This window comes from Bacillus subtilis subsp. subtilis str. 168 (assembly GCF_000009045.1).
GTDB classification, from domain to species: Bacteria; Bacillota; Bacilli; order Bacillales; family Bacillaceae; genus Bacillus; species Bacillus subtilis.
The window spans coordinates 265,452-288,615 of sequence record NC_000964.3 but is presented as its reverse complement, the minus strand read 5'-3'; the positions used below and the strand labels follow the sequence as shown (position 1 = coordinate 288,615).

The following is a 23,164-nucleotide window of genomic DNA, read 5'->3' as shown; positions in this document are numbered from 1 at the left end:
ATGTTTACTTGTGGATCGTTTTCGCCGCGATTTCATCAATCGCGTGCCGCATTTCCTCCTTCGTATTATAAAAATGGGGAGCGAGACGGATAACATTTTCCCGCGGCGCGCAAATCACTTTTTTCTTCTTCAGCAACCCCGCCGTTTCCGATGCCCGCTCATCCCGGATCGCAACCATGCCCGGCTGAATCCCACCTTGTGCCGCCGCCAGCTGCAGGCCTTTTTCAGCGGCATATTGAACTGCATCGGCACAGATCGTTTTCACATGATCCCTGATATGAGAAACCCCAATATGATTCAGCAGCGATAAAGCCGCTGCAGCTGCGTATACGCTGATAAAAGCTGGGGTGCCCGTTTGAAAACGGCGCGCGACTTTTGCATAAGCCCCATCAAATCCGCTCTCTCTTCCGAACCAAGCTGATGCTTTCGGCTTCAGTGCGTCAGCCAGCTCCTTTCTCACATAAAGAAACGCCACACCCGGTATGCCGAGCAAATACTTCCGGGTGCCTGCTGCCAGCATATCTACGCCCCATTCCTTCACATCAATGGGAATATGCCCGGCTGATTGATAAGCATCTACAAACAATAAAGAGCCCTTTCTCTGAGAAATCTCGGCAATCGCTTTTATATCCTGAACATAGCCGTCACGATAATGAACGTGAGGAACACACGTCAGTACTGTTTCATCCGAAATATGCGTTTCATATTGTTCAAGCGGCAGCACGCCGTCTATTGATGGAATGACGGATACGGTATAATCGGAGTGTGCCTGCCAAACATGAGGCACCGCCGGAAAATCCATATCTGTATATACAACGTGCTTCTTTCCAAATGCAGTTAAGGACGATGCTACAGAAACCAGTGCATCAGAAACTGACGGCACAATCGCCACTTCATCCGGTTCAGCCCCGATCAGCTTTGCAAACTCGTTTCTCGCAAACTCTGTTTTTTCAATCGCTTCTTTCCAGTTCGTCCCTTTATACAGCAGGCTATCATAATAATCCTGGATCGCCCTTGATACAGGCTCTGCCAATGCGCTCTGAGAACAGCTGGCAAGCATCGTATGCGTCTGCAAGGTTGGGAATAACTGGCGATACTGCTCCGGCAAATGCTCCATTATGATTCACTCCTTTACATTATTTTGATGAAAAACCCATAAATAAACAATAGAATAAAAGAAAAAGGAGATGGGAGAATGAGAAAAAAAGTGCTGATCACAGGCTTTGACCCTTTTGACAAAGAAACCGTCAATCCATCATGGGAAGCGGCGAAACGGCTTAATGGCTTCGAGACAGAAGAAGCCATTATTACAGCGGAACAAATTCCAACCGTCTTTAGATCCGCTCTGGACACTCTGCGCCAAGCCATTCAAAAACATCAGCCAGATATCGTAATTTGTGTCGGCCAAGCAGGAGGACGGATGCAGATTACACCGGAACGAGTGGCAATCAACCTTGCAGATGCGCGAATCCCCGATAACGAAGGACATCAGCCGATTGATGAAGAGATTTCTCCAGATGGGCCCGCCGCTTACTGGACAAGGCTTCCCGTGAAACGAATGACTGCTAAGATGAAGGAACACGGCATTCCAGCTGCGGTTTCCTACACAGCGGGGACCTTTGTATGCAACTATTTGTTCTACGGGTTAATGGATCACATTAGCCGGACATCCCCACACATTCGCGGCGGTTTTATTCATATTCCTTACATTCCGCAGCAAACAATCGACAAAACAGCGCCGAGCCTCAGCCTGGACACGATTGTCCGGGCATTGAGAATCGCCGCTGTTACGGCCGCACAATATGATGAGGATGTGAAGTCACCGGGTGGTACGCTGCACTAAGCGGCCGCCGCTGTTTCTTCCCTCATCCTCTTTTTGTAGACAAACGCCGATAGGGTGACACTCACTTCAAACAGGACAAGAAGCGGGATCATCACGAGAAAATCAGAAATAAAATCAGGCGGTGTAATCAATATGGACACGACAATCAGCAGAAAATAGGAAAGCTTTCTCGCTTTGGCCAGTCTGTAAGGATTTAAGATGCCCAGCCTTGTTAAAAACATCACCACCAAGGGCATCTCAAACAAGAAGCCGAACGGCAGGCTCAAATTCACCATAAACCTAAAGTAGCGGTCAGCCGTAAACATCGTTTCAAAGTGGCCGGAGGATAAATGAGTCAAAAAGCTGAGCACGATCGGAAACAAGACAAAGTATCCGAAGGAGATGCCCGCCAAAAACAACGCAAATAAACCTGGTATGTACATGAGCGTCACCTTGCGCTCCGTTTTAGTCAGCGCCGGTGCAACGAAACGCCACAGCTGGTACGCGGCAACAGGGATAGAAGCCGCAATGGCACAAATGCCGGAAAGCATCATATACACCCAGAGGATTTCACTCGGTCCTAGCACAGCCAGCTTTCCATCCAAATCCCTGATCAGCCAGTCATAAATGTCCTGTACGAACAAAAAAGCCGTGATGAGAAATAGAAAAAATGCCGCAAGGGTGACGATAATCCGGCGGCGAAGCTCTTCTAAATGCCCGATCAGATGGGTTTCTTTTTTATCCATTCAAAAAAGCCCTCCCTTTCATAAAAAAAGAGGCAGACCCGGTGTCTGCCTCATCAGCATTCAGCCCGCGTTTTTGTCCTGCTTTACCGCTGTCAGCTCAGCTGATTTCTCTTCTTTTTCATCACCAGACACAAGTGATTTTGTGGCGCTTTTAAATTCCAGCAGTGTCCGTCCGGCGGCACGCCCGATTTCCGGCAGCTTGGAAGGGCCAAAAATAATGAGGGCGATGACGAAGATGAGAATCAAGCCCGGTATTCCAATGTTTGAAAACATAATTTCCACTCCTTAATTCGTGATTTTTGCACGCTTCTTAATCATTTGTTTTTCGTGGGCTTTGTTGTGCGAAAAGAAACGATCCTCTTCGACCTCATCGGATTGCTTCACCCCGCCTTGGATTGTTGTGGATGATACCTTTCTCAACCCGGTTTGGTCTTTCTGGTAAACGAATGAAGCCCGCGTGGAAATGGCTGCGCCCGGCTCGGTCACAAATGGCATCACCCGATAATCGGCTTTCCACTGGTGAGGCGTCACTGTACAGCGGACATATCCGCGATAGTCGTTAAAGAACTGGATGTGCGGATTTTCTTTTAAAATTTGGTCCGTATCCGCTCGCTTATCCGCTCCGTTCCCTCCGGAAGTGATCGAGGTTCCAACAAATTCGGCTCCGAATATTTTTGAACTTGTCTTCTCGAAATCGACATGCAAATTCGATGCCCAGCTTGCGTGTACATCACCTGTCAGTACGACAACATTATTCAGATTTTTGCTTTTAATGAAATTGATAACCCGTTCGCGCTGAGCCGGGTAGCCGTCCCACGAATCCATGCTGTAGATCGGGCTTGCGCTTGTCCCGAAATTCCACTTGGCAAAGAAAATCTGCTGCGCCAGCACATTCCAGTGGGCTGTCGAGCTGCCCAAATTGTTGAAGAGCCACTGCTCCTGTTCTTTTCCAAGCAGAGTCCGATTCGGATTGCGCGATTCATCAGAAGGCGGCTTATTGCCGTCGTTATTGGCTTGGTCGTCCCTGTACTGGCGGGTATCAAGCACATTGAAGGACGCCAGGTTTCCGTACGTAAAGTGCCGGTACAGCTGCATATCTGGGCCATTCGGCAAAGAGGAAATGCGGAGCGGCATATGTTCATAGTATGCCTGGTATGCTGCCGCGCGGCGGAGCACGAATGCTTCAACCGACTGTCCTTTTTCAGGTATTTTATTGGCATAGTTGTTTTCAACTTCATGGTCATCCCAAGTTACAACCCAAGGGAATGCCGCATGTGCAGCTTTAAGATTGGCGTCAGAACGGTATTGAGCGTGACGGTTCCGATAGTCTTGCAGCGTAATGATTTCCGCGCTGTTGTGCGTGCGGACATTGCCTGTTTTTGATACATATTCATTTGGGCCGTATTCATATATGTAATCACCGAGATGGAAGACAAGATCAAGCTTTTCCTTTGCCATATGCTTGTAGGCCGTATAATATCCGTGCTCATATTGCTGGCAGGAAGCAAATGCAAAGGTCATTTGCGGCACATTGGCGCCAGGGGCAGGCAGTGTTTTTGTTTTTCCGACAGGGCTTAGTTCATGGCCGGTTTTGAAACGGTAATAGTACACTTTGTTTGGCTCAAGCCCGTCCGCTTCCACATGAACGGAATGGGCAAGACTTGGTTTAGCCATTTCAGTGCCTTTTCTTACGATTTTGCGGAAATGCTCATCCTTTGCGACCTCCCATTTGACAGGCACTGCTTGCTTCGGCATTCCCCCGCCATTCAGCGGATCTGGTGCCAGACGTGTCCAAAGCACGACACTGTCAGAAAGCGGATCACCTGACGCTACCCCTAATGTAAACGGATAGCTTGAGAAGTTAGGCGCAGCATTTACTTCAAAGGCCCCAACCGACTGGGCAATCGTTAATCCAAGAGAAAGTCCTGCAATCTTCCCCGCTCCTTGAATAAATTTGCGGCGGTCAAACGTATTGTTTTGAAAGCTTTCCTCTTTCAGTTTCTGTACCCATTCATCAAAACGACTGTCGTATGCCATTCAAGATCCCCTCTCTCCTCATTGATCGTCTCCATTATAGGAAATCATTGTTAAACGACTGTGAAGAAGTGTGAACTGATTGTAAGCGCTGAACATTAAAAACAGGTCTTCCCTCACAAGCCTGCTGCTGAAACATGCCGAAAGCTGGCTGAATGACGCGTTTTCTGCATATCCTGTCGTTTGCAAGCCGCCCATTCGGCCTATTTTTCTTCACATGATCTTAAAAAAACAAAAACACCGAGCCATTTCGCAGAATGACTCAGTGCTCTTTATCAGTTATTTCGAAAACAATCTGCTGAAAAAGCCCTTCTTTTTCGGCTTTTCAGCAGGAGGCTCTTGTTCTCTTACAATCCCTTTTTCCTTCGCTTCTTTCAGCCAAAATGGAAATTCAGCAAGCAGAGCATCATAAAGCTCATCATCAGAAATGCGGTCAATCTCTTCGATATGCAGGAAGTTCGTGTTATCAATGACACGCCCTTCTAACGTATCCAGTTTATTGAGAAAATCAAAGTTTCCGTTTCCGATGCCGACAAACTGCCAGAACACCGGTTTATCAGAAGAAGCTTCAATTATCGGTTTGATTGACTTTTTACAGCCCCCGTCATTGATAAAAACAATGAAAGCAGGATACGAGCTCGGTTCCTCCGTAACATATTTGCGCAGCACGTCCTTCATGACTGGCGGCTCATCATTTCTGCCGAATTTATGCAAGCGGTCATTATTTAAAATTTCACGATCGACATAGCCCGAAAAATCCTTTTCTGAAACTGGCTTTAATCGGGAAAATTCATTATCATACACCCATACATCCAGCAAACCGTTATCATCAAACTGATCAGCCACTGCCAAAATCCGCTCCACCACATTTTGAACCGTCCCGTTTTTGTAGAGCGGTCTCATCGATCCCGTAATATCAAGAACCAGTCCAACACGAGCCGTCACCTTCGTTAACTGCTTTTTCTCCAGTACGATCTTTACACTTTTCTTTTGCAGGTCAATTGTTGCCATTCTGTCATCTCCGTCAGCTCTTTTTTCTTTGATTATCTCACAGGAATATTTTGCATTGCATCTTTTCAAAGAAAAACACCGTTCAATTTGAACGGTGTCCTGTCTCTAAAATGTGTTATATACATTTTCACACGTCTCCGCCGTCGGCTGATAAAAGCAGTGTGACTTAAATCTGGCCACAAACGGCTGGTTATACCACTGGGCTGGACAGTCCCCCTGCGGCCTGAAGTACCATAAACTAAATTTTGCAGGCCAGCGCCTTTCACCATTAATCGACCGGCGTGCAAGGGCACGCTCGCTATCTCGCGCCCTTTGATAAAAATATCCATGAGTCACAGCCTCAAACGCGTGTGGCTGATAAATCATCTGCCTGATGGTGCGGAGGCCTTTAAAATCTGAGCAATTCGCCCGCAGCCGATTAATTCCAACGTTGCCGACAAGCAGCATCCCCTGCTTGCCTTCGCCTTCCGCTTCCGCTCTGAGCAGCCTTGCCATCAAATCGACATCCGCACTCGTTGCTCTCACGACCGCCATCACGTCACCTCCCCTTGATCTCTTTTCATCATATTTCATTACTTCAGAAGTGATGACGGAGGGACAGGAGAAGTTTTTAAATTTATTCATCTAAAAACAGCAAACATAATGGGCTGTTGGGCATCAAAGCAGCGTCCGGTGCAGTACAAGCTTCACGTTTCCGCTGTCGAAGCGCCGCAGCCTCAATTCCTGGATTCACATCATTGACCTCTCCCCAGCAGATTTGCACCCGCCTCCGAAAAGAAATAAGGTTTAACTTTTTACATTTGAGGAATTATACATAACAAATCAAATGACAAAAGGAGGAATTGTAATGACACATGTGAAAGCGCTCGCTATTAAAGGTATTATGACGATTATTGTGTTGTATCTGGTGCTTGGTCTGGGCTTTGGTTTCACGTTTGGTGATACGCTGCTAATGACGATTGTGTTAGGGGTTATTTCTTATTTGCTGGGCGATCTTTATGTATTGCCGAAATGGAATAATATGATTGCAACTTTGGCTGATTTTGGTTTGGCCTTTCTCGTGATCTGGCTGATGGGCATGCCGCTTTCTATGGGGATGACTGGCGGTGAAGTTGCATTGGCGGCTTTATTCGGCGCGATCGTCATGGCAATCGGTGAATATTGCTTCCATTTCTATATGATGAGCAAAGAGATTGGCAAGAAGCATTATCTTGAAACAAGAACAGACTCATAATGGAAAGGCCGGTGCTGACAGCATCGGCCTTTTATACATATTGGGCGCCTTTGTTTACGCATCCTGCTTGTCCGCATTCCTGATCGCCATGTAGGAAAAGAACAAACCGAATGCCGCTAACGATAACGGGATATACACAACAGATGAAATCGAGAAGCCCGGACTTGTTGAGCTGATGAGCATCACAATTACTACAGATGAAATGATGGTCGCCGGAACCGAGTGTCTACGCATCCCAAAAAAGATGGGAACTAAACTGGTTCCAGCGGCGCCAAAAGCGAAAACCGCCATTTTGACCGCCTGTTGAGAAATGATCTCGGAAGTAAGCTCTCCCGGTATGAAATGGCAGATCGAGTTCAGCCAAAAGAAACCGGCGGCTATGAGTATATTTGAAAGTAAAATCGTGATAAACGTCAGTCCGCCCGCGATCATGAGCTTAGCGGTGAGCAGCTTTTTACGGCTGATCGGGTACGTGAACATCACAAGAATGGTTTTGTTTTTATATTCCGAAATCACCAATTTTACGATCAGCACAGCGCCAAATACGATAAATACCGCTCTGACGAAGGTGCCGATGATGAGGAATGCTTCATCCGTACTTTGGAACGAAACCCCGCCATCGGCTTTTTCGGAATAACTGATCAGCCACATAAAACCCATAATGATCACGTTGGCAATGAGGGCACCTCTGATATACCAGCCCATTTTCATTTTTCTTAATTCGATTCTGATCAAATTCATCAACGTGTCTCTCCTCCTTTACGCACTGATGCTATTGCCGTTGATCAATTTGATAAAATAATCCTCCAGCGACGTATACTTTTTGTTCATTGATTCAATGTCTACATCATTTAAAATCAATGCTTTGGATATGGCAGCCTGAGAGGCTTCAGCCTCGTAAATTCGAATCGTTTTCTCATTTAATATTTTAAAGTTGGTTAATTGCAGCTCTTTCTCCAGCACAAAGCAGGCCCTTGTCTGATTCGGCGTGACAAGCTCGATGTATTCAGTGTTCTGGCCCCTGACATCCTCCATTGATACCTCTTCAAGCAGCCTGCCGTCCCGAATGACGCCGATTGTGTCCGCGATTTGTTCGATTTCACCCAGCAGGTGGCTTGAGATCAGCAGCGTCATCCCGTACTCTTTGCTCAGCACTTGAAACAATTGCCTGATCTTTTTAATGCCGAGAGGGTCAAGACCATTCACCGGCTCATCCAGAATAAGCAGGTCCGGCTTCGTGAGGATGGCACGCGCAATTCCAAGGCGCTGCTTCATCCCGAGGGAAAAGGTTTTGACGGGTTTTTTGTCGATTTGTTTTAAATTCACCATATCCAGCACTTCTTGTATGGCTTTTTTATTGTGGTATCCCATATATTCACAATGCAGATCTAAATTTTCTTCAGCTGTCAGGTTTTCATAAAAAATCGGATATTCAATCATGCTGCCGATGTTCCCCAGCACCTCATATGACGTGTGGGTGAACTTGTTCCCAAGGATGATGATTTCACCGCTTGTCGGTTTGACAAGGCTCGTCAGCATTTTCATAATGGTTGTTTTCCCCGCGCCGTTCGGGCCGAGAAAGCCATAGATTTCACCTTTTTTAATATGCATGCTGACATTGGATACGACCTCTTTGCCCTGATATGTTTTGGTCAGCCCGTTTGTTTGTACGATATAAGTCAACTTTGTTTCTCCTTCCCTCTCTTTTCCTGTTTTCTATTGTAGCGGCGAGCCCTGTCATTTTTATTTCTCAAACCTTAAGAAATTCTTACGATTAATATGTCATGCGTTTCAATGTGATCGTAAATGCAGTCCGTTCGTACGGCTTGCTTTGGACGGATATGATGCCTCCCATTTTTTCTGTAAGCCGTTTTGTGATGGTTAAACCCAAGCCGCTTCCTTGAAATGCTTTATTTCTGGATTCTTCCAGTGTGTACAGCCTCTCAAACACCCGCTGCTGATCGGTTTCACTAATCCCTTTTCCGCGATCCCATACGGTGATGGCGATGTTCCTCTCATCATAAGACAGCGTCAGCCCGATTAACTTGCCGGCCGCGCCATATTGAATCGCATTGGACAATAGGTTTTGCAGGATTCTGTCCAGAGCCTCTTCATTCGCCTGCGCATACACCGGCGTATCGGGGATATCGATGGCTGCTTGAAAGCCTTTTGACTGAACAGCGTCATAATAGTGCAGGATATTTCGTTTGCATATGTCGTTCATATGTACTTTGGTGATCGGGATCTCTTTATCTTCAGATTCTAATTTCGCTAAATCAAAAAAGGAATTGATCATCTGAATAAGTTCATTTGTTTTCTGGCGGAGCTTCCCCAGCAATCTTTCCCGCTCTTCGTCCGGCATGTTCGGGTCACTTTGAATGGCTTCAATATAACCGAGAATGACCGTTAACGGCGTTTTCAGGTCGTGCGACATATTGGTCAGCATCCGCTTCATGGATTGCTCTGTTTTGGCAAATTGGGCGCTGATCTGCTGACGATTCTCAACGATAAGATTGATGTTAACAAGCAAGTCTTTGAGCGCATGATCGTCTGTAGGAAGCAAAATTTGTCCTGCCGAATCCCGGCTGAGCATGTAGCTAAGCTGGTCAGCCGTGTAAGCCAGATTCCCGTCCCGCTTCTTTTTCATTATGAATTGAATCACATTCAGACACGCCAGAGCGATGACAGCGGCCACCCATAGCACTGTCATTCTAAAACTCTCCTAATTTATAACCGATGCCCCATAACGTTTTAATATATTGAGGGGAGGAGGGGTCATCCTCAATCTTTTCTCTGAGCCGCCGCATATGTACGTTAATGATGTTCTGATCATCAAAGTACTCTTCATTCCAAACGGAACGGTAGATTTGTTCTTTCGTAAACACTTTTTTAGGATTTGATGCAAATAAGCACAGCAGCTGCCATTCTGTTGACGTCAGCTGGAGCGGCTCTCCGTTTTTCAAAACGGAAACATTGTCTATATCTATCGCAAGCTGGTGAATCCGGATCACCTTATTCACAGCCGGCTCCTCTGCCGAATATTGCGTCGCCCGCCGTATCGCGGCTTTTACTCGGGCTGTCAGCTCAATCATCGAAAACGGTTTGGCGATATAATCATCCGCCCCAAAGCCCAGTCCCAATGCCTTGTCCACATCTCCATCTTTTGCCGAAATCATTAAGACCGGTATATTGCTTTTTTCCCGGATGATTTTCAGAAAATCCATGCCGTTCAGCTTCGGGAGCATGATATCAAGGAGGACCAAATCGTATGAACCCTGCTGAAACAGCCGGATGCCCTCTTCTCCGTCGAAAGCATGCACAATTCCAAAGCCTTCTTTTGTTAAATAATGATCCACCATTTCACTGATTGAGTGGTCGTCTTCTACAAGCAATATGCGCTGCATCTCCTCACCTAACCTTTACAAAATCAAAAAACACACACGTAATTACACTTATTGTAATTGAAAAACGTGTGTGTTTTATAAAAATTATTCTTTTTTTCCTGTTTTCAGCTTCCTGTATTCCATGCCCGTAATGACAAAAAATACGCCACCGCATCCAATGACTTGAATGAGCCCGAGCCGTTCACCGAGAAATAAAGCTCCATAGAAAATCGTCAGGATAGGCCCTGCCATTGAAATGGCGGCGGCTCGCTGTGCCCCGATTCGTTTTATGCCCTCAAGCATTAGCACAAATGGAATCACTGTGGTAACGACTGCAATTACTGCGAACAAACCATACATAGAAAGCGGATATGCTGCCATTGGCGTATTCATGCCAGCCGCCGATTTTATCCCTGTGTAAAGCATCATGGCAGCTCCAGCAGCTGTCATCCCGTATGCATTGAGACGGATCCCTCCGATTTGATGGACGAGATGCCCGGAAAGGACAAGATAACCAGCATAGACGGCCGAAGATAACAAAATGAATACAGCTCCAATCATATTCGCCTGGAAAAGCTCAGCATTCCAGCCGCCCAGCGCCAAGAAAAGCCCAAACATGACCGCCAGAACTGCGAAAAGGTCCTGAATTGAGGACATTTTCCGGTCACGACACGCGGTGAATCCAAACACAAACAACGGATAGCTCATCAGCAATATACGTTCAACCATTGCGGATACATGGTTCAGCCCGATAAAATCAAGCAAGGGAGACAGAAAAAAACAAAACACTCCCGCGCCACAAGCCTTCCATAGGTCTCCTTTTTTCTTACCGTCTGGCATTGGAGGACGGTATATTAAAAAAATCAGCCAAAACAGCGGAACAGCCAGCAGCTGCCTGTATAGCAGCACGGCATCTGGCTCAGCACCCATTTGGTATGCCCATTTTATCCAAATCGATTTAGACGCAAAACAAACTGTTCCGATCAGCAAAAAAATCGTACCTGCTGCGGCCTCACGAATCTTACTCTGCTCTTCTGCTCTCATCTCAGCTCAGCTTTTCTCCTTTACTTATTCAAATGCTTTTGGATAAAATCGAGAAGCGTATATCCTTGAGCAGTCAGAATAACACCTTTTCCGCTGCAGGCCGGGCAAGGTGTTCCTTCGATTTCTCCCGCTCTTTCACATTTAGGACATGCGACCTCAAGATCATCAGTTGCAATGACCATTTGATATCCTCCTTTCTAACTCATCTGCTATGCCACCACCAGCCATCGTACATTGGCCGTCACCTCCTTTAAGAAACACAAAAAACCCCCGTCCTATGCAAAGGACGAGGGTCTCGCGGTACCACCTTTATTAACAGCTATACAGCCGTTCACTCTAAGTACAGAAAACCTATGTTTCGATACTCCTCTCTTGGTAACGGGGAGAGAAACCCGGCATCGCCTACTATCCGTTCAGCAAAGCAATTCAGAAGCCCATTCGGCATCAGGGGAGGATCGGTTCACACCTGCCACCGACTCTCTGAACCTCCATTCTGATGCGTACTTGCTCTTCCTCACGATTGTTAATCCGTTCTATTATTTGTAGAGTTTATAATACTCGGTTCATGAAACGAAGTCAATTCTTAATCCGATGTTACACCAAGTGCTTCCAGCGCCATATTGATGTGTTCCTCCTGCTGTGTTTGCAGAGCTAGCTTGGCGATTTCCACCGGATACGCCGCCTGCATCTCTGAGATGTGTTCCTGCATTTTTGCCCATATTCGGCCGCCTGCTTGATCATAGTATTCAAGCAAACGGGCAGTTTCTTTTTCTCCGAAAATGGTTTGATAAAGAACAAAATCCTTGGCTGGGTCAGCAACCTTCGCTTCTGTCCAATCCAGAAGTCCTGTGACACGTCCATTTTGATCGATAAGGATATGCGGCGGGTGGAGATCGCCGTGTATCAAAGAAGAGAAACCCGGCCAGTATGCATCATCATCTACCCACTTTTGCCATCTTTCCCAAAGCGTCGTAGATACGCCAAGCTTATTCTTCACATCAACCATAGAGTCTGCTGTCATTTGCCTGAAATCTTCTGGCCTTATCACTTCTATTCCGGATTGCCCAGCAGATATTTGATCCGTGCCATGTAATTCAGCCAGTATGTCGGCAAGTGTGCGGACAAAGTCGTCTGACGGCGGCTGATGATCCATATTCCATACATATTGCTTTTGTTCCAAGTCAATTCCAGCAGCCGGCGTTCCTTTTAACATGGGGTAAGCGATCAATTCCGGTGTATGAATTCTCCAATCCGGCACATCAGCAGTCAGATTCGCGCGGAGAAAGGCAAGCGTTATGCCTTCTGCAGATGCTCTTTCCACAACATCACTTCGCCGCGGTTTTCGCAGCACCCATGGCATACCTGTGTCGTCCTTGGCAAATACAACTTGAAAGTCCATTCCGGTTTCATTCAATTGCGCGTTCTCAGAATGAACCGTCAAACCTTGGCTGCGTGCAAGCCCGACAATCTCAGTGATAAGCTGTTTTTCGTTAAGGTTTGTCATCCCATTTCCCCTTTCTCATGCTCCGGCCTGCAGTAGAGAGAAGGGATGCTTGAAGGCACAAAAAAGGGCAGGCACGCCACCCTCTTTTTTGATAACCATATAAGGGCTCATACATAGGCGGATTCATCCCGATTCTCTCGCATTCAGGCGAGAGTTGTTCACTATTGAATTCGTGTCACTCGGAATCTAATGAATGCCATGCTGTAACCCCTCCGTTTCCTATACGCTGATTTTCATTTTACAGCATATTCCATCTTTCCGCTATAAAAACATGAATCAAGTCACTGGAGCAGGATTAAACAAGCACAAATCATTATGAAGACCCCAACGGTCTGCCCACGTTTGTTTGCGGCCGCTTGCCACATCCAAAATCGTCCTGAAGATTTCCCAGCCTACGTCTTCGATACTGGCCTCTCCTGTCGCGATTCGGCCGGCATTGATATCGATTAAATCAGCCCAATGCTCTGATAAGGAATGCCGCGTCGATACTTTCAGAACCGGCGCAGCAGCCAGGCCATATGGTGTTCCTCTCCCTGTCGTAAACACCTGCAAATTCATGCCCGCAGCCAGCTGCAGGGTGCCGCACACAAAATCGCTTGCCGGTGTCGCCGCGAACAGCAGGCCTTTTTGCTTTGCTCTTTCACCAGGGCCGAGCACGCCGGAGATGGGGCTTGTGCCTGATTTCGCTACCGAACCTAACGCTTTTTCCACCACATTGGATAATCCGCCTTTTTTATTGCCTGGTGACGGGTTTGCGCTACGGTCTGCGTCTCCCCGCCGAAGATAGCTGTCATACCACTTCATCTCTTTGATCAGCGATTGTCCGACCTCTTCACTGACAGCCCGCGGCGTTAATAAATGAATGGCATCCCGCACCTCTGTCACTTCAGAAAACAAAACCGTTGCACCTGCGCGAACCAATAAATCAGCCGCATACCCCACGGCAGGGTTCGCCGTCACGCCGGAAAACGCATCACTGCCGCCGCATTGCAGGCCGATAACCAGATCCGAAACAGGGCATGACACCCGGGTTCTGCTGTTCAGCCTGATTAACCGTTCCTCCGCCATTTCCAAAATGGATTGGATCATCGCCGCAAAACCTCGGTGATCCTGGAGCGATAGAATGTCATCATCATTTTCGGAGGCAATTCTTTCCGGGAGGAGCTTTTCACATCCCAATCCGATTACCATTACTTCACCGCCGAAGTTCGGATGCTTCGCAAGATTTTGAATCGTGCGGATCGGAATGACAGCGTCGGGCGCATTGATCGCCACGCCGCATCCGTATTGATGATGCAGCGGCACAACGTCATCGACATTTGGGTATTTCGGCAGCAGCTCTTCTTTTATTCGTTTGACTGCATAATCCAAAACGCCAACAACACATTGAACACTTGTCGTGATGCCGAGGATATTTTTTGTCCCCGCACTGCCATCCGCATTTCGGTATCCTTCAAATGTATATCCTTCAAGTGGGGGCCGCGGCTGCGGCACCCTGTTTGCGAGAGGAAGATCGTCTAACGCCGGAGGAGCGGGCATTCTCACGAGGGCTTCCCGTATCCAGCTCCCGCGTTTGATCGTCTCATCAGCAAATCCGATCACCTCTCCGTAACGCACGATCTCGTCCCCTTGATTGAGATCGGTGAGGGCCACCTTATGGCCTTGAGGAACATCCTCTTCAAGTACGAGCCCGCATGAGAAAACAGTGCCCTTTGGCAGCCCTCCATCATTTACAATAATCGCGGTGTTATCTATTTCATGCACTTTGATGTAAAGGGGGGCTTGGTTCTTCCTGAGGTTCATCGCCATATGAAAATCACTCCTCATATTTTAGTAAGCGTTTTCTAAATTGGTTTAAAAAAACCGCAGCTCTTACGTTTCAACTGCGGTTGCTCACCATTATTTTTCATCCATTCCTTTTAGAATTTTGTCACGGACAAATTTCAGATGCTCATACATGTGGTAATGTGCTTTGTACGGATCTCTTTTGGCAAGGGCGTCGTAGATTTTTTTGTGATATTCGACCGTTACATCTCTCTCCCTGTACGGAATTTGGCTGTCAATTTTCGCATGGGTGATCAGCAGGGACTGAATCATCCCTTCAACGACGGGGTTATTGGCGCTTAACGCAATAATTCGATGGAACTCTTTATCCGCTTCACCATAATGATTGTCAGTGCTGTTGGCAATATCGTCGATCGTCTTCTGCAAACGCTGAAGCTCTTCCTCATTGATTTTTTCCGCGGCAATTGTCACGAGCCCGAGTTCTAGCGCCATCCGCGCTTCAATGATAGCCGGAAGATTATCAGTGGCCAAAGCAAGCATGACGGAAAATGGCTGCATGCCGATTTTATCGTTGAAATATGTGCCCCCTCGTGTTTTTCTCGTAATGACGCCCAGCGTTTCAAGTGAACTGAGTGCTTCCCGTAGCACCGGCCTGCTGACATGCAAAATGTCCATCAGTTCCATTTCTGTCGGCAATTTGTCTCCGGCCCTCAACTGTCCGCTCGATAATAAATGGACAATCCGTTCGATGACCTGCTTGGCTAATGTTTTCCGATTGACTGTATCGACTTTCAAATCCTCTAAACCTTCGTACACGAACAACTCTCCCTTCAGTTGTTCAATTGTAAGACAAAATAGCGGATATGACAATATTTACAATCAAACTTATCGCACAAGACACGGGCGCTTCCGGTCAAATTCCCAGTTGCTGATCAGGAACTGCATTGGGATCGCATCATTCCGTGCGCCTAAATTCATTTTCCGATAGATCTCATGCGCTTTTTCCACTTGTTCCATATCAATATCGACGCCTAGTCCAGGCTTATCCGGCACCTTGACACAGCCAGAAGAAATCTCAAAAGGCTGTTTCGTTAATCGCTGCCCGTCCTGCCAGATCCAATGGGTATCAATCGCCGTGATCCGCCCCGGAGCCGCTGCTGCCACATGGGTAAACATCGCAAGGGAAATATCAAAGTGGTTGTTGGAGTGCGAGCCCCATGTCAAACCCCAATCATGGCACATTTGCGCAACCCGCACCGACCCTTGCATCGTCCAAAAATGCGGATCAGCCAGCGGTATATCGACCGCGTGGAGCTGAATCGCGTGACCCATTTCCCGCCAGTCAGTCGCAATCATATTTGTCGCAGTCGGAAGCCCTGTCGCGCGGCGGAATTCAGCCATTACTTCACGAGCGGAGTAGCCATTCTCATCCCCGCATGGATCTTCCGCATACGCGAGCACATCTTGCTTTCCTTTGCATAATGCAATAGCTTCCTCTAATGACCATGCCCCGTTCGGATCAAGAGTGATCCTTGCCTCTGGAAAACGTTTCGATAATGCGGTAACAGCTTCGATTTCCTCTTCTCCCCGCAGCACCCCGCCTTTCAATTTGAAATCCTGAAAGCCATAGCGCTCCTGTGCGGATTCGGCAAGACGCACAATGGCCTCCGGCGTCAGCGCTTCCTCATGGCGCAGACGGAACCACGCACAATCTGACTGCTCATCGCTTTGATACGGCAAGGTCGTCCGATTTCGGTCGCCGATGTAAAAGAGGTAACCGAGCATTTTTACTTCATCACGCTGCTTCCCTTCGCCCAGCAAAGCCGCGACCGGTTCCTGAAGAAACTTTCCAAGCAAATCCAACAAAGCCGCTTCCAGTGCGGTGACGGCGTGCACAGTGGTGCGCAAATCAAACGTCTGGTTTCCTCGCCCTCCCCTGTCCTGATCGCCAAACTGCTTTCTGACCGTTTGCAATATCGCCTGGTACGCACCGATAGATTTTCCGACAACAAGCGGCTCTGACAGCTCCAGTGTGCGGCGAATATGCTCTCCGCCAGGCACCTCGCCGACTCCCTGATTTCCGCTGCTGTCTGTTAAGATTACGATATTCCGGGTAAAAAACGGGCTGTGTGCTCCGCTTAGATTCAGCAGCATGCTGTCATGTCCCGCAACAGGAATCACCTTCATTTCAGAAATTGAGGGAATATTCGATCTTTTTTCTTTTTGAACCTGCTCTTGTATCGGTGAACTCATGCATTTTCCTCCCTTTATAAAGCGCTTTCATAAATATTAGACAGGCAACGATTGATCGGGGTCTTGTTCTTGTTTCTTTAACACGACCCGTTTGATCGGCCCGACCAGCAGCAAATAGCTGAGGATCGCCGCAATCGCGTTAGCGCCGACAAACACAAGCGCGCCATTGAAAGATCCAGTGGCATTGACAATGTATCCGATAATAATCGGTGTTGTAATTGAGGCAATATTCCCGAAAGTGTTGAACAAACCGCCGCTTAATCCTGCACATTCTTTCGGAGACGTGTCCGACACGACAGCCCAACCCAATGCGCCGAAGCCTTTTCCGAAAAACGCGAGCGACATAATGACAACGACGAGCCATGCTGAATCTGTGTAGTTACAGACAATCATACTGCAAGACAGCAGCATGCCGGCAATGATTGGCACTTTTCTTGCAAAGGTCAGTGAACGGCCTTTTTTGAGTAAGATGTCTGACACAATGCCCCCAAGCACGCCGCCGGCAAATCCGCACAGCGCCGGCAGGGAAGCGACAAACCCAGCTTCAAGAATAGACATGCCGCGGGCCTGAACCAAATATACCGGAAACCATGTGAGAAAGAAATAGGTGAGAGTCGTAATACAGTATTGCGCGATGTACACGCCAATCAGCATGCGGTTCGTTAACAGCTGTTTGATATACGGCCATTTCGATTCTGTTTCTTGTTTGCTTTTACTGTCATCCATGGAAATCAGCCCGCCGCCCTGTTCGATGTACGCAAGCTCAGCTTCATTAACCTTCGGATGTTTTTTCGGTTCATACACCGTTTTTAGCCAGATGACAGCCAGAAGAATGCCTGCAATACCCATGACAACGAAAACGGAATGCCAGCCGAAAGAGTGGGTAAGCCAGCCCATTAAAGGAGAAAAAATGACGATTGCGAAGTATTGTGCTGAATTAAAAAAGGCTGAAGCTGTCCCGCGCTCGGAGCTTGGAAACCATGAGGCAACAACTCTGCCGTTTCCGGGAAATGAAGGCGCTTCTGATAAACCAACCAGAAAACGCAGTGCAAACAGCAGGATAATCGCTGTGCCGGCGGAGAAAAAGCCAATCGCCCCTTGCAGCAACGTAAAAAACGACCAGAAAAAGATGCTTAACGCAATGATAGTCTTTGAACCAAAACGGTCCAGCAGCCAGCCGCCCGGAAGCTGTCCGATGACATAGGCCCAGCCAAAGGCAGAAAAGACATATCCCATGGCGACCGAGTCCAATCCCAAATCGTGCTGGACGGAATCTCCGGTGATGGAAAGCGTCGCTCGATCCGCGTAGTTAATAGAGGTCACAAGAAACAGCATAAACACGATGAACCAGCGCACGGACGTTTTTTTGCCCGCCGGAGTAACACTCGCAAAGTCTTTTTTCATAGTATCTTCTCCTTTTCAAAGTAGAGAATCATATGCTGGTTGTGATAAACCGGGAAAGAGACGCACGCCTCTTTCCAGCACCATTACGGCTTCACAAAAACAGTTTTGATCGCTGTGAAAAAGTCCTTCGCTGCCTCACCCTGTTCTCGGGAGTGGGAGCTCGACTGCTTCATGCCGCCAAAAGGCGCCTGCAGCTCAACACCTGCGCTTTCTGCATTGATCCGAACCAGCCCGGCATCGATTTCATCAATGAAAGAAAGCATTCGGCCGATGTTTTCCGTGAAGATGGATGCACTTAAACCGAACTTCACATCATTGGCGATGTTCAGCGCCTCCTCTATCGAGTCCACCTTGATCAAGGCGATCACCGGACCGAAAATTTCCTCCTGGGCAATTGTCATCTCAGATGTCACATTGTCAAAGATGGCAGGCTGAACATAATAGCCGTTTTGATACTTTCCGTTCTCCAGCTTTTCTCCTCCTATTAAAAGGGAAGCGCCCTCCTGTTTGCCTTTCTCAATGTATGACAGGCAGTTATCAAGCTGATTCTTGCTGGCTATCGGTCCCATCCAGACATCCTCTTTTAAGCTGTCTCCGATTGTAATATCTTTTGTGCGCTGGAGCAGTTTTTCTTTAAAGCGCTCGTAAATTCCGCTTTGTACGATGACACGGCTTGTCGCGGTGCATTTCTGGCCGGTTGAACGGAAGGCCCCCGTTATGACAGCTTCTGCCGCAGCTTCAAGGTCAGCGTCATCAGCTACGATGACAGGGTTTTTGCCGCCCATCTCAAGCTGATATTTGGCTCCCCTCGCTAAAGCGGCTTGCCCGATGATTTTTCCGACTTGATTTGAACCGGTAAACGTAACGGCGTTTACACCGTCATGCTCAGCAAGCCCCTGCCCGACAACAGAACCCGGGCCTGTCACCAAATTGATGACCCCTGCCGGGAGCCCCGCTTCCTCAAAGCAGGCAATGATCTTCGCGCATGTCACAGCTGTTTCTGTCGCCGGTTTGATGACAACGGTATTGCCGTATACCAATGCCGGCGCCATTTTCCAAATCGGAATCGCCACTGGGAAGTTCCACGGAGAAATCACACCGACCACACCGAGCGGAACACGGGTGGTAAACATGAGCGCGTCTTTGTCAGTAGACGGAATGACGTCACCCGTTTTTCGCATGCCCTCTCCGGCGTAATAGCGCAGAATGGCAATCCCCCGGGCTGTTTCTCCCTTCGCTTCCGGCAATGTTTTACCCATTTCACGCGTTGCACAGGCGGCGATTTCCTCCAAGCGCTGCTCCATGATATCCGCTGTTTTGTATAAGTATTGGCCGCGCTCGGCACCCGTCAGCTTTCTCCAAGCCGTTTTGGCTTCATTGGCGGCGGTGACGGCACGTTCCACATCTTCAGCCGTTGAATTCTGTACATATCCGACAATATCATTCACATCGGCAGGGTTTTCGACTTTGACCATATCGCCTGATTGAGACTTAACCCACTCTCCGTTAATAAAGTTGAGGTACGTGTTTTGTTCCGTGATCACAGACATGCCCATTGCCCCTTTCGTGTTTTTTCTGGTCAAACCGTCGCGGCTTTTTTCGGAAAACGGTCAGCCGCCTGCTTCAAAATTGCTTCCAATTGCTGATAATGATCTTTTTCAACCGGGCCGACAGGCGGTCTGGCTGTATTCCTTACATTCAAACCCATGATTTCCATACCGGCTTTAATCAAGGATACGGCGTAGCCTTTTCGTTGTTTGCGAATGTCGTTGATCGGCAGAATCACATGCCGATAGAGTTCCTTCACAAGCTCGTCATTTCCGTTTTTCAATGCATCATAGAACATTCGCGAAATATGCGGGATATAATTTGAAATCGCTGAAGAGTAAGAGTGGAACCCGATCGGCAGATAAGCCGGCATCGTCACTTCAGCCATCGGCATTCCGTTGAGCCATCCCAAGCGGTCGCCGATCGTATAGACGAGATTGATATTCAAATCCATATTTCCTACCCCGTCTTTGACACCGACAAGCTGTTCACATTCGGTCAGACGTTTGATCTGTTCAACAGAGAGAACTGCGTTATCGCGCTGATAAAGAATCGCGTTCAAGTCAGTGCTTTCAATAATCGTTTTCGCATACTGGTACAGCCCCTCCTGTTCGCCATGCACCAAATACGGAGGCAGAATCAAGTAGCCGTCGGCGCCTTTTTTCTCCGACAGCTGCGCCCAATCAAGCGCTGTGCTGAGGTTGCCGCCCACCCCCGTGTAGACCGGCACCTTTCCTCCGGCTGCCGAGACTGCGACTTCCACCATTTGCTCATATTCCTTCTGGCTGAGAGATTGGAATTCACCAGACCCGCAAGCGATAAATATCGCTTCCAAGCCCTCATTCAGCAAAAACTCAATGTTTTGAAAAAGAGCTTCTTCCTCCAGTTTTCCTTGTGTGTTAAAAGGAGCAACCGGAAAACCTAAAATTCCAGCGGGTGCTTTTCTGATACGGCTCATCAACATAACCTCCTGTTATTTGTGTATACGGCCTCTATCTGTAAGCGCTTTTATTAATTTTTCTTTCACATCCGCTCCTTCCCATATATCCTTTTGTTTAATTGTAAGACAAATAAACAATAAGTCAATATCTTTATTTTCTGATATTTTATAAAAAAGCGGTAAATCACTGTCCGGCCGGGATTCTGCGCAGCAAAAAAACAGCCTGGTCAGCCGGCTGTTTGGTTTATATCCTTCTTTGTTTCATCGTCTCATGCAAAAGCTTTGCTTCCAAAAAAAACACGTGGATGAATTTTTTCATATTTATTCTAGCAGGTGCAAGGGGTTTTGCATCCTTGGATTGGAGTTCTTTCATTTTCTGGCTGACAACCGGAAAATCAAAGAATTTCGATGCATAGGTTTCAAATTTTGGATTCGAAAAATCAGTTGTGCCCAGTGAAGCAAAATGGTGCAGCGAATGAATAATCGCTCTGCGGATACGCTGCTCCGAGGCTTTCATTTCGCGATTGACTTCCGTCTGTGAGGCTCCTGTCCCCAGCTTCCGTACCGCTACTTGGGTGAATATTTGTTTTAGCGAAGGGCTTTGTTTTTCGTGCGGCTCGGATTGCTCGTGTTCTGCTAAATACTGCAGGACCGCCATGAGATCATGTGCGCCGCCTTCTCCCATCATGCCCAGCTCGGACAACAGGAATGTTCCTGCCTCTTTTAAACCGCTGTCACTCTTCTGCTGGGGACGCGCTTTCCGTTCAGTCCGATTGACAAGCCGGCTTAGAGAATGCTGAATGGCTCCAATCGAGTGTTCAAGCTCGATCCGCTCCTTCACCTTTTGGAGAACCGTGACAATTTCAATGCGGTTAATCGGCTTATGGATAAAATATTCGATGCCGAGCGAGTACGCTTCCCCGACCATTTCCTTCGCCTCCACTTGAGAGATCATTACGATTTTGCCGGAGTACGTATTCTGGATCTGACGAATCGTCTCAATGCCGTCTCTTCCGGGCATTAACAGATCGATTAATAAAATATCAATCTGCTTAAATTGCAGCATATGCCCTTCCACTTGGCTTCCGTCGTCTGCTTCACCAGCAGCTTCCCCGAGATCTTCGTCCTCAATGATCTGCCTTAAAATTGACCGCACCGCACGGTCATCATCTGCAATAAAAAAACGCATAGCTTTTGGTTCACCCTTTCTGAATCAAATGCCGGACAGGCAGCCTGATGGCAAACACCACTCCCCGCTGCTGATTATCAAACGTGATATCCCCTTCTAGCTCTGTCACGATTTCCTTTACGTAGGAAAGTCCGATACCCGTAGAAGGCGTGCCAAATTCGTCATATTTTGAAGTAAAGCCCGGGTCAAACACAATGTCTCCGATTTTCTCGGAAATCCCGGGGCCATTGTCTTCCACCTGGAATTCTACCATACTCTCATTTGGCTTACGGAGCCTCAGGCTGACCATTCCCTCTTCATCCATAGCCTCTACCGCATTTGCTGTTAGATTATTAATGATCGAAAGCACGATAAATACGTGATATTCGTCATGCTCTCCCTCGATCGAGCAGTAAAAATCAATCTGCTTCCCTAGTGCTTCAGCGTACTTTTCATTCATTCGAATCACGAGCTGCAGCAAATCAGAAGCCCTCATATAATCTCTCAAACTCTCATTCGAAATCAGTTTTGAAAGCCCTGCGAATATCCGCTGGTTGTCCTTTTTCACTTCATGAATCTCTCCGGCCAGTCTCAGGATTCTGCCGCTCAGCTGAACATCCTTGCCCTTCATTTCCCGATAGAGCTGATACGAATCGTTTGTCACTTTCTCTGTCGTTTTCAATGTCTTTTTTAGGTGCACCGTTTCTTCATATAAATTGGAAACGATCATCAGCATGTGCTCGTGCTGCTGCCTTGTCTGTTTTTCTCTCGATTGTGTTTCATACAGCTTCAGCACACTATAAAAGCTCATCACAATAAATGTGTGAGAAATCGCAATCACCGCAATGTCAGTGATTTTCTCAGGCGTGACAACCGTATGAAAAATGAGAAATTGCACAGTTAGCTCGACACAATCTGACACAACTTCAATCATAAACCCAATGAAACCGAGCATAATCGGCCGTTCACGGAAACGATTGGCCTTTAATATGGAAAACAGACAGGCGTAAGTCATATAAAAGAAAAAGCCAGACGCTTGATCATACAGAATCGGAGTCAGCCCATTGTGTCCTCCGCCCCATAATTCCAGAAAGACGCGAAAGATGAAAACAGCCGCTCCAGTCAGAAAACCCGGCAGCACAGCGGGCACATGCCGCAACAATGATAAAAAGAAGAAAAAAACCGGTGCCCCAAAGCTGACCCGGAATTCTTCATTGAGGGGATAAAATTTCAGTTCACCGGCCAGCGGCACCGTAATCAGCATGAGGGCCAGTATATATCCGTCTTT

The 23,164-nt window shown here is 47.6% G+C and carries 25 protein-coding genes and 1 other RNA gene; 3 read left to right on the top strand and 23 right to left on the bottom strand.

Features of this window, described 5'->3' with window-relative positions:
• Positions 1-4: 4 nt before the first annotated feature.
• Entirely contained in the window at positions 5-1,117 is a 1,113-nt protein-coding gene (gene ycbU, locus BSU_02660) for a putative lyase (PLP-dependent) (protein ID NP_388148.2), read from the bottom strand.
• Between the two features lie 78 nt (positions 1,118-1,195).
• Here ycbU and pcp point away from each other — a divergent pair, with 78 nt between their 5' ends.
• Complete coding sequence (pcp, locus tag BSU_02650; protein NP_388147.1) at positions 1,196-1,843, top strand: pyrrolidone-carboxylate (pyroglutamate) peptidase; 648 nt, start codon at positions 1,196-1,198, stop codon at positions 1,841-1,843.
• On the opposite strand, the gene tatCD is transcribed toward pcp, so the two are convergent.
• The 6 genes from tatCD to cwlJ form a co-directional block, all read right to left on the bottom strand.
• Entirely contained in the window at positions 1,840-2,568 is a 729-nt protein-coding gene (tatCD, locus tag BSU_02640; protein NP_388146.2) for a component of the twin-arginine pre-protein translocation pathway, read from the bottom strand. The genes pcp and tatCD overlap by 4 nt on opposite strands.
• A 60-nt stretch (positions 2,569-2,628) precedes the next feature.
• Positions 2,629-2,841, bottom strand: a complete 213-nt coding sequence (tatAD, locus tag BSU_02630; RefSeq protein NP_388145.2) for a component of the twin-arginine pre-protein translocation pathway — start codon at positions 2,839-2,841, stop codon at positions 2,629-2,631.
• A 12-nt stretch (positions 2,842-2,853) separates the two neighbouring features.
• Positions 2,854-4,605 carry a secreted phosphodiesterase (endo-hydrolysis at non-specific sites throughout the cell wall teichoic acid polymer) gene (gene phoD / locus BSU_02620; protein NP_388144.2) on the bottom strand — a complete coding sequence of 584 codons (1,752 nt, stop codon included), beginning with the start codon at positions 4,603-4,605 and terminating at the stop codon, positions 2,854-2,856.
• A gap of 18 nt (positions 4,606-4,623) precedes the next feature.
• Positions 4,624-4,800: a hypothetical protein gene (gene yczK, locus BSU_02619; RefSeq protein ID YP_003097673.1), complete on the bottom strand. Its 177-nt coding sequence runs from the start codon at positions 4,798-4,800 to the stop codon at positions 4,624-4,626.
• Between the two features lie 81 nt (positions 4,801-4,881).
• Positions 4,882-5,613, bottom strand: a complete 732-nt coding sequence (gene ycbR / locus BSU_02610; RefSeq protein ID NP_388143.2) for a hypothetical protein — start codon at positions 5,611-5,613, stop codon at positions 4,882-4,884.
• 105 nt (positions 5,614-5,718) lie between these two features.
• On the bottom strand, positions 5,719-6,147 hold the full coding sequence (gene cwlJ / locus BSU_02600; protein NP_388142.2) for a spore cortex cell wall hydrolase: 429 nt from the start codon (positions 6,145-6,147) through the stop codon (positions 5,719-5,721).
• 313 nt (positions 6,148-6,460) lie between these two features.
• Between cwlJ and ycbP the strand changes: the two genes are divergently transcribed.
• Positions 6,461-6,847 carry a putative inner integral membrane protein gene (gene ycbP / locus BSU_02590; protein NP_388141.1) on the top strand — a complete coding sequence of 129 codons (387 nt, stop codon included), beginning with the start codon at positions 6,461-6,463 and terminating at the stop codon, positions 6,845-6,847.
• On the top strand, positions 6,807-6,941 hold the full coding sequence (locus BSU_02585; RefSeq protein ID YP_009513940.1) for a hypothetical protein: 135 nt from the start codon (positions 6,807-6,809) through the stop codon (positions 6,939-6,941). Before ycbP ends, BSU_02585 begins: the two co-directional genes overlap by 41 nt.
• Here BSU_02585 and ycbO read toward each other — a convergent pair.
• From ycbO to glnJ, 16 genes are all read right to left on the bottom strand, one after another.
• Entirely contained in the window at positions 6,902-7,588 is a 687-nt protein-coding gene (ycbO, locus tag BSU_02580) for a putative Na+-driven exporter (RefSeq protein NP_388140.3), read from the bottom strand. The genes BSU_02585 and ycbO overlap by 40 nt on opposite strands.
• A gap of 18 nt (positions 7,589-7,606) precedes the next feature.
• A complete protein-coding gene (gene ycbN, locus BSU_02570; RefSeq protein NP_388139.2) occupies positions 7,607-8,530 on the bottom strand; it encodes a putative ABC efflux transporter (ATP-binding protein) in 924 nt (307 codons plus the stop codon).
• Between the two features lie 91 nt (positions 8,531-8,621).
• A complete protein-coding gene (ycbM, locus tag BSU_02560) occupies positions 8,622-9,557 on the bottom strand; it encodes a two-component sensor histidine kinase [YcbL] (RefSeq protein ID NP_388138.2) in 936 nt (311 codons plus the stop codon).
• Between the two features lies 1 nt (position 9,558).
• Positions 9,559-10,239: a two-component response regulator [YcbM] gene (ycbL, locus tag BSU_02550; RefSeq protein ID NP_388137.2), complete on the bottom strand. Its 681-nt coding sequence runs from the start codon at positions 10,237-10,239 to the stop codon at positions 9,559-9,561.
• 96 nt (positions 10,240-10,335) lie between these two features.
• Entirely contained in the window at positions 10,336-11,274 is a 939-nt protein-coding gene (gene ycbK, locus BSU_02540; RefSeq protein NP_388136.1) for a putative tryptophan or indole exporter, read from the bottom strand.
• Between the two features lie 20 nt (positions 11,275-11,294).
• Positions 11,295-11,456, bottom strand: a complete 162-nt coding sequence (gene rtpA, locus BSU_02530) for an anti-TRAP regulator (RefSeq protein NP_388135.1) — start codon at positions 11,454-11,456, stop codon at positions 11,295-11,297.
• A 97-nt stretch (positions 11,457-11,553) separates the two neighbouring features.
• An RNA gene (gene tboW, locus BSU_misc_RNA_6) (T-box riboswitch specific of tryptophan tRNA ligase) lies at positions 11,554-11,801 on the bottom strand.
• A gap of 56 nt (positions 11,802-11,857) precedes the next feature.
• Complete coding sequence (gene ycbJ / locus BSU_02520; protein ID NP_388134.1) at positions 11,858-12,778, bottom strand: putative phosphotransferase; 921 nt, start codon at positions 12,776-12,778, stop codon at positions 11,858-11,860.
• 276 nt (positions 12,779-13,054) lie between these two features.
• Complete coding sequence (gene garD, locus BSU_02510; protein ID NP_388133.2) at positions 13,055-14,587, bottom strand: D-galactarate dehydratase; 1,533 nt, start codon at positions 14,585-14,587, stop codon at positions 13,055-13,057.
• A 90-nt stretch (positions 14,588-14,677) separates the two neighbouring features.
• A complete protein-coding gene (gene garR, locus BSU_02500; protein ID NP_388132.2) occupies positions 14,678-15,379 on the bottom strand; it encodes a transcriptional regulator (GntR family) in 702 nt (233 codons plus the stop codon).
• A 69-nt stretch (positions 15,380-15,448) separates the two neighbouring features.
• The gene (gene gudD / locus BSU_02490; RefSeq protein NP_388131.2) at positions 15,449-16,816 is read right to left on the bottom strand and encodes a glucarate dehydratase; all 1,368 of its coding nucleotides are present in this window, start codon (positions 16,814-16,816) and stop codon (positions 15,449-15,451) included.
• Between the two features lie 36 nt (positions 16,817-16,852).
• A complete protein-coding gene (gene gudP / locus BSU_02480; RefSeq protein ID NP_388130.2) occupies positions 16,853-18,220 on the bottom strand; it encodes a glucarate transporter in 1,368 nt (455 codons plus the stop codon).
• 83 nt (positions 18,221-18,303) lie between these two features.
• A complete protein-coding gene (gene gucD / locus BSU_02470; RefSeq protein ID NP_388129.1) occupies positions 18,304-19,770 on the bottom strand; it encodes a 2,5-dioxovalerate dehydrogenase (alpha-ketoglutaric semialdehyde dehydrogenase) in 1,467 nt (488 codons plus the stop codon).
• Positions 19,771-19,799: 29 nt separating this feature from the next.
• On the bottom strand, positions 19,800-20,726 hold the full coding sequence (gene kdgD, locus BSU_02460; protein ID NP_388128.2) for a 5-dehydro-4-deoxyglucarate dehydratase: 927 nt from the start codon (positions 20,724-20,726) through the stop codon (positions 19,800-19,802).
• Positions 20,727-20,952: 226 nt separating this feature from the next.
• On the bottom strand, positions 20,953-21,897 hold the full coding sequence (glnL, locus tag BSU_02450) for a two-component response regulator [GlnJ] for glutamine utilisation (RefSeq protein NP_388127.1): 945 nt from the start codon (positions 21,895-21,897) through the stop codon (positions 20,953-20,955).
• 10 nt (positions 21,898-21,907) lie between these two features.
• Positions 21,908-23,140, bottom strand: coding sequence for a two-component sensor histidine kinase [GlnL] for glutamine degradation (glnJ, locus tag BSU_02440; protein NP_388126.2), 1,233 nt, complete (start codon positions 23,138-23,140; stop codon positions 21,908-21,910).
• Between the last annotated feature and the right edge of the window lie 24 nt (positions 23,141-23,164).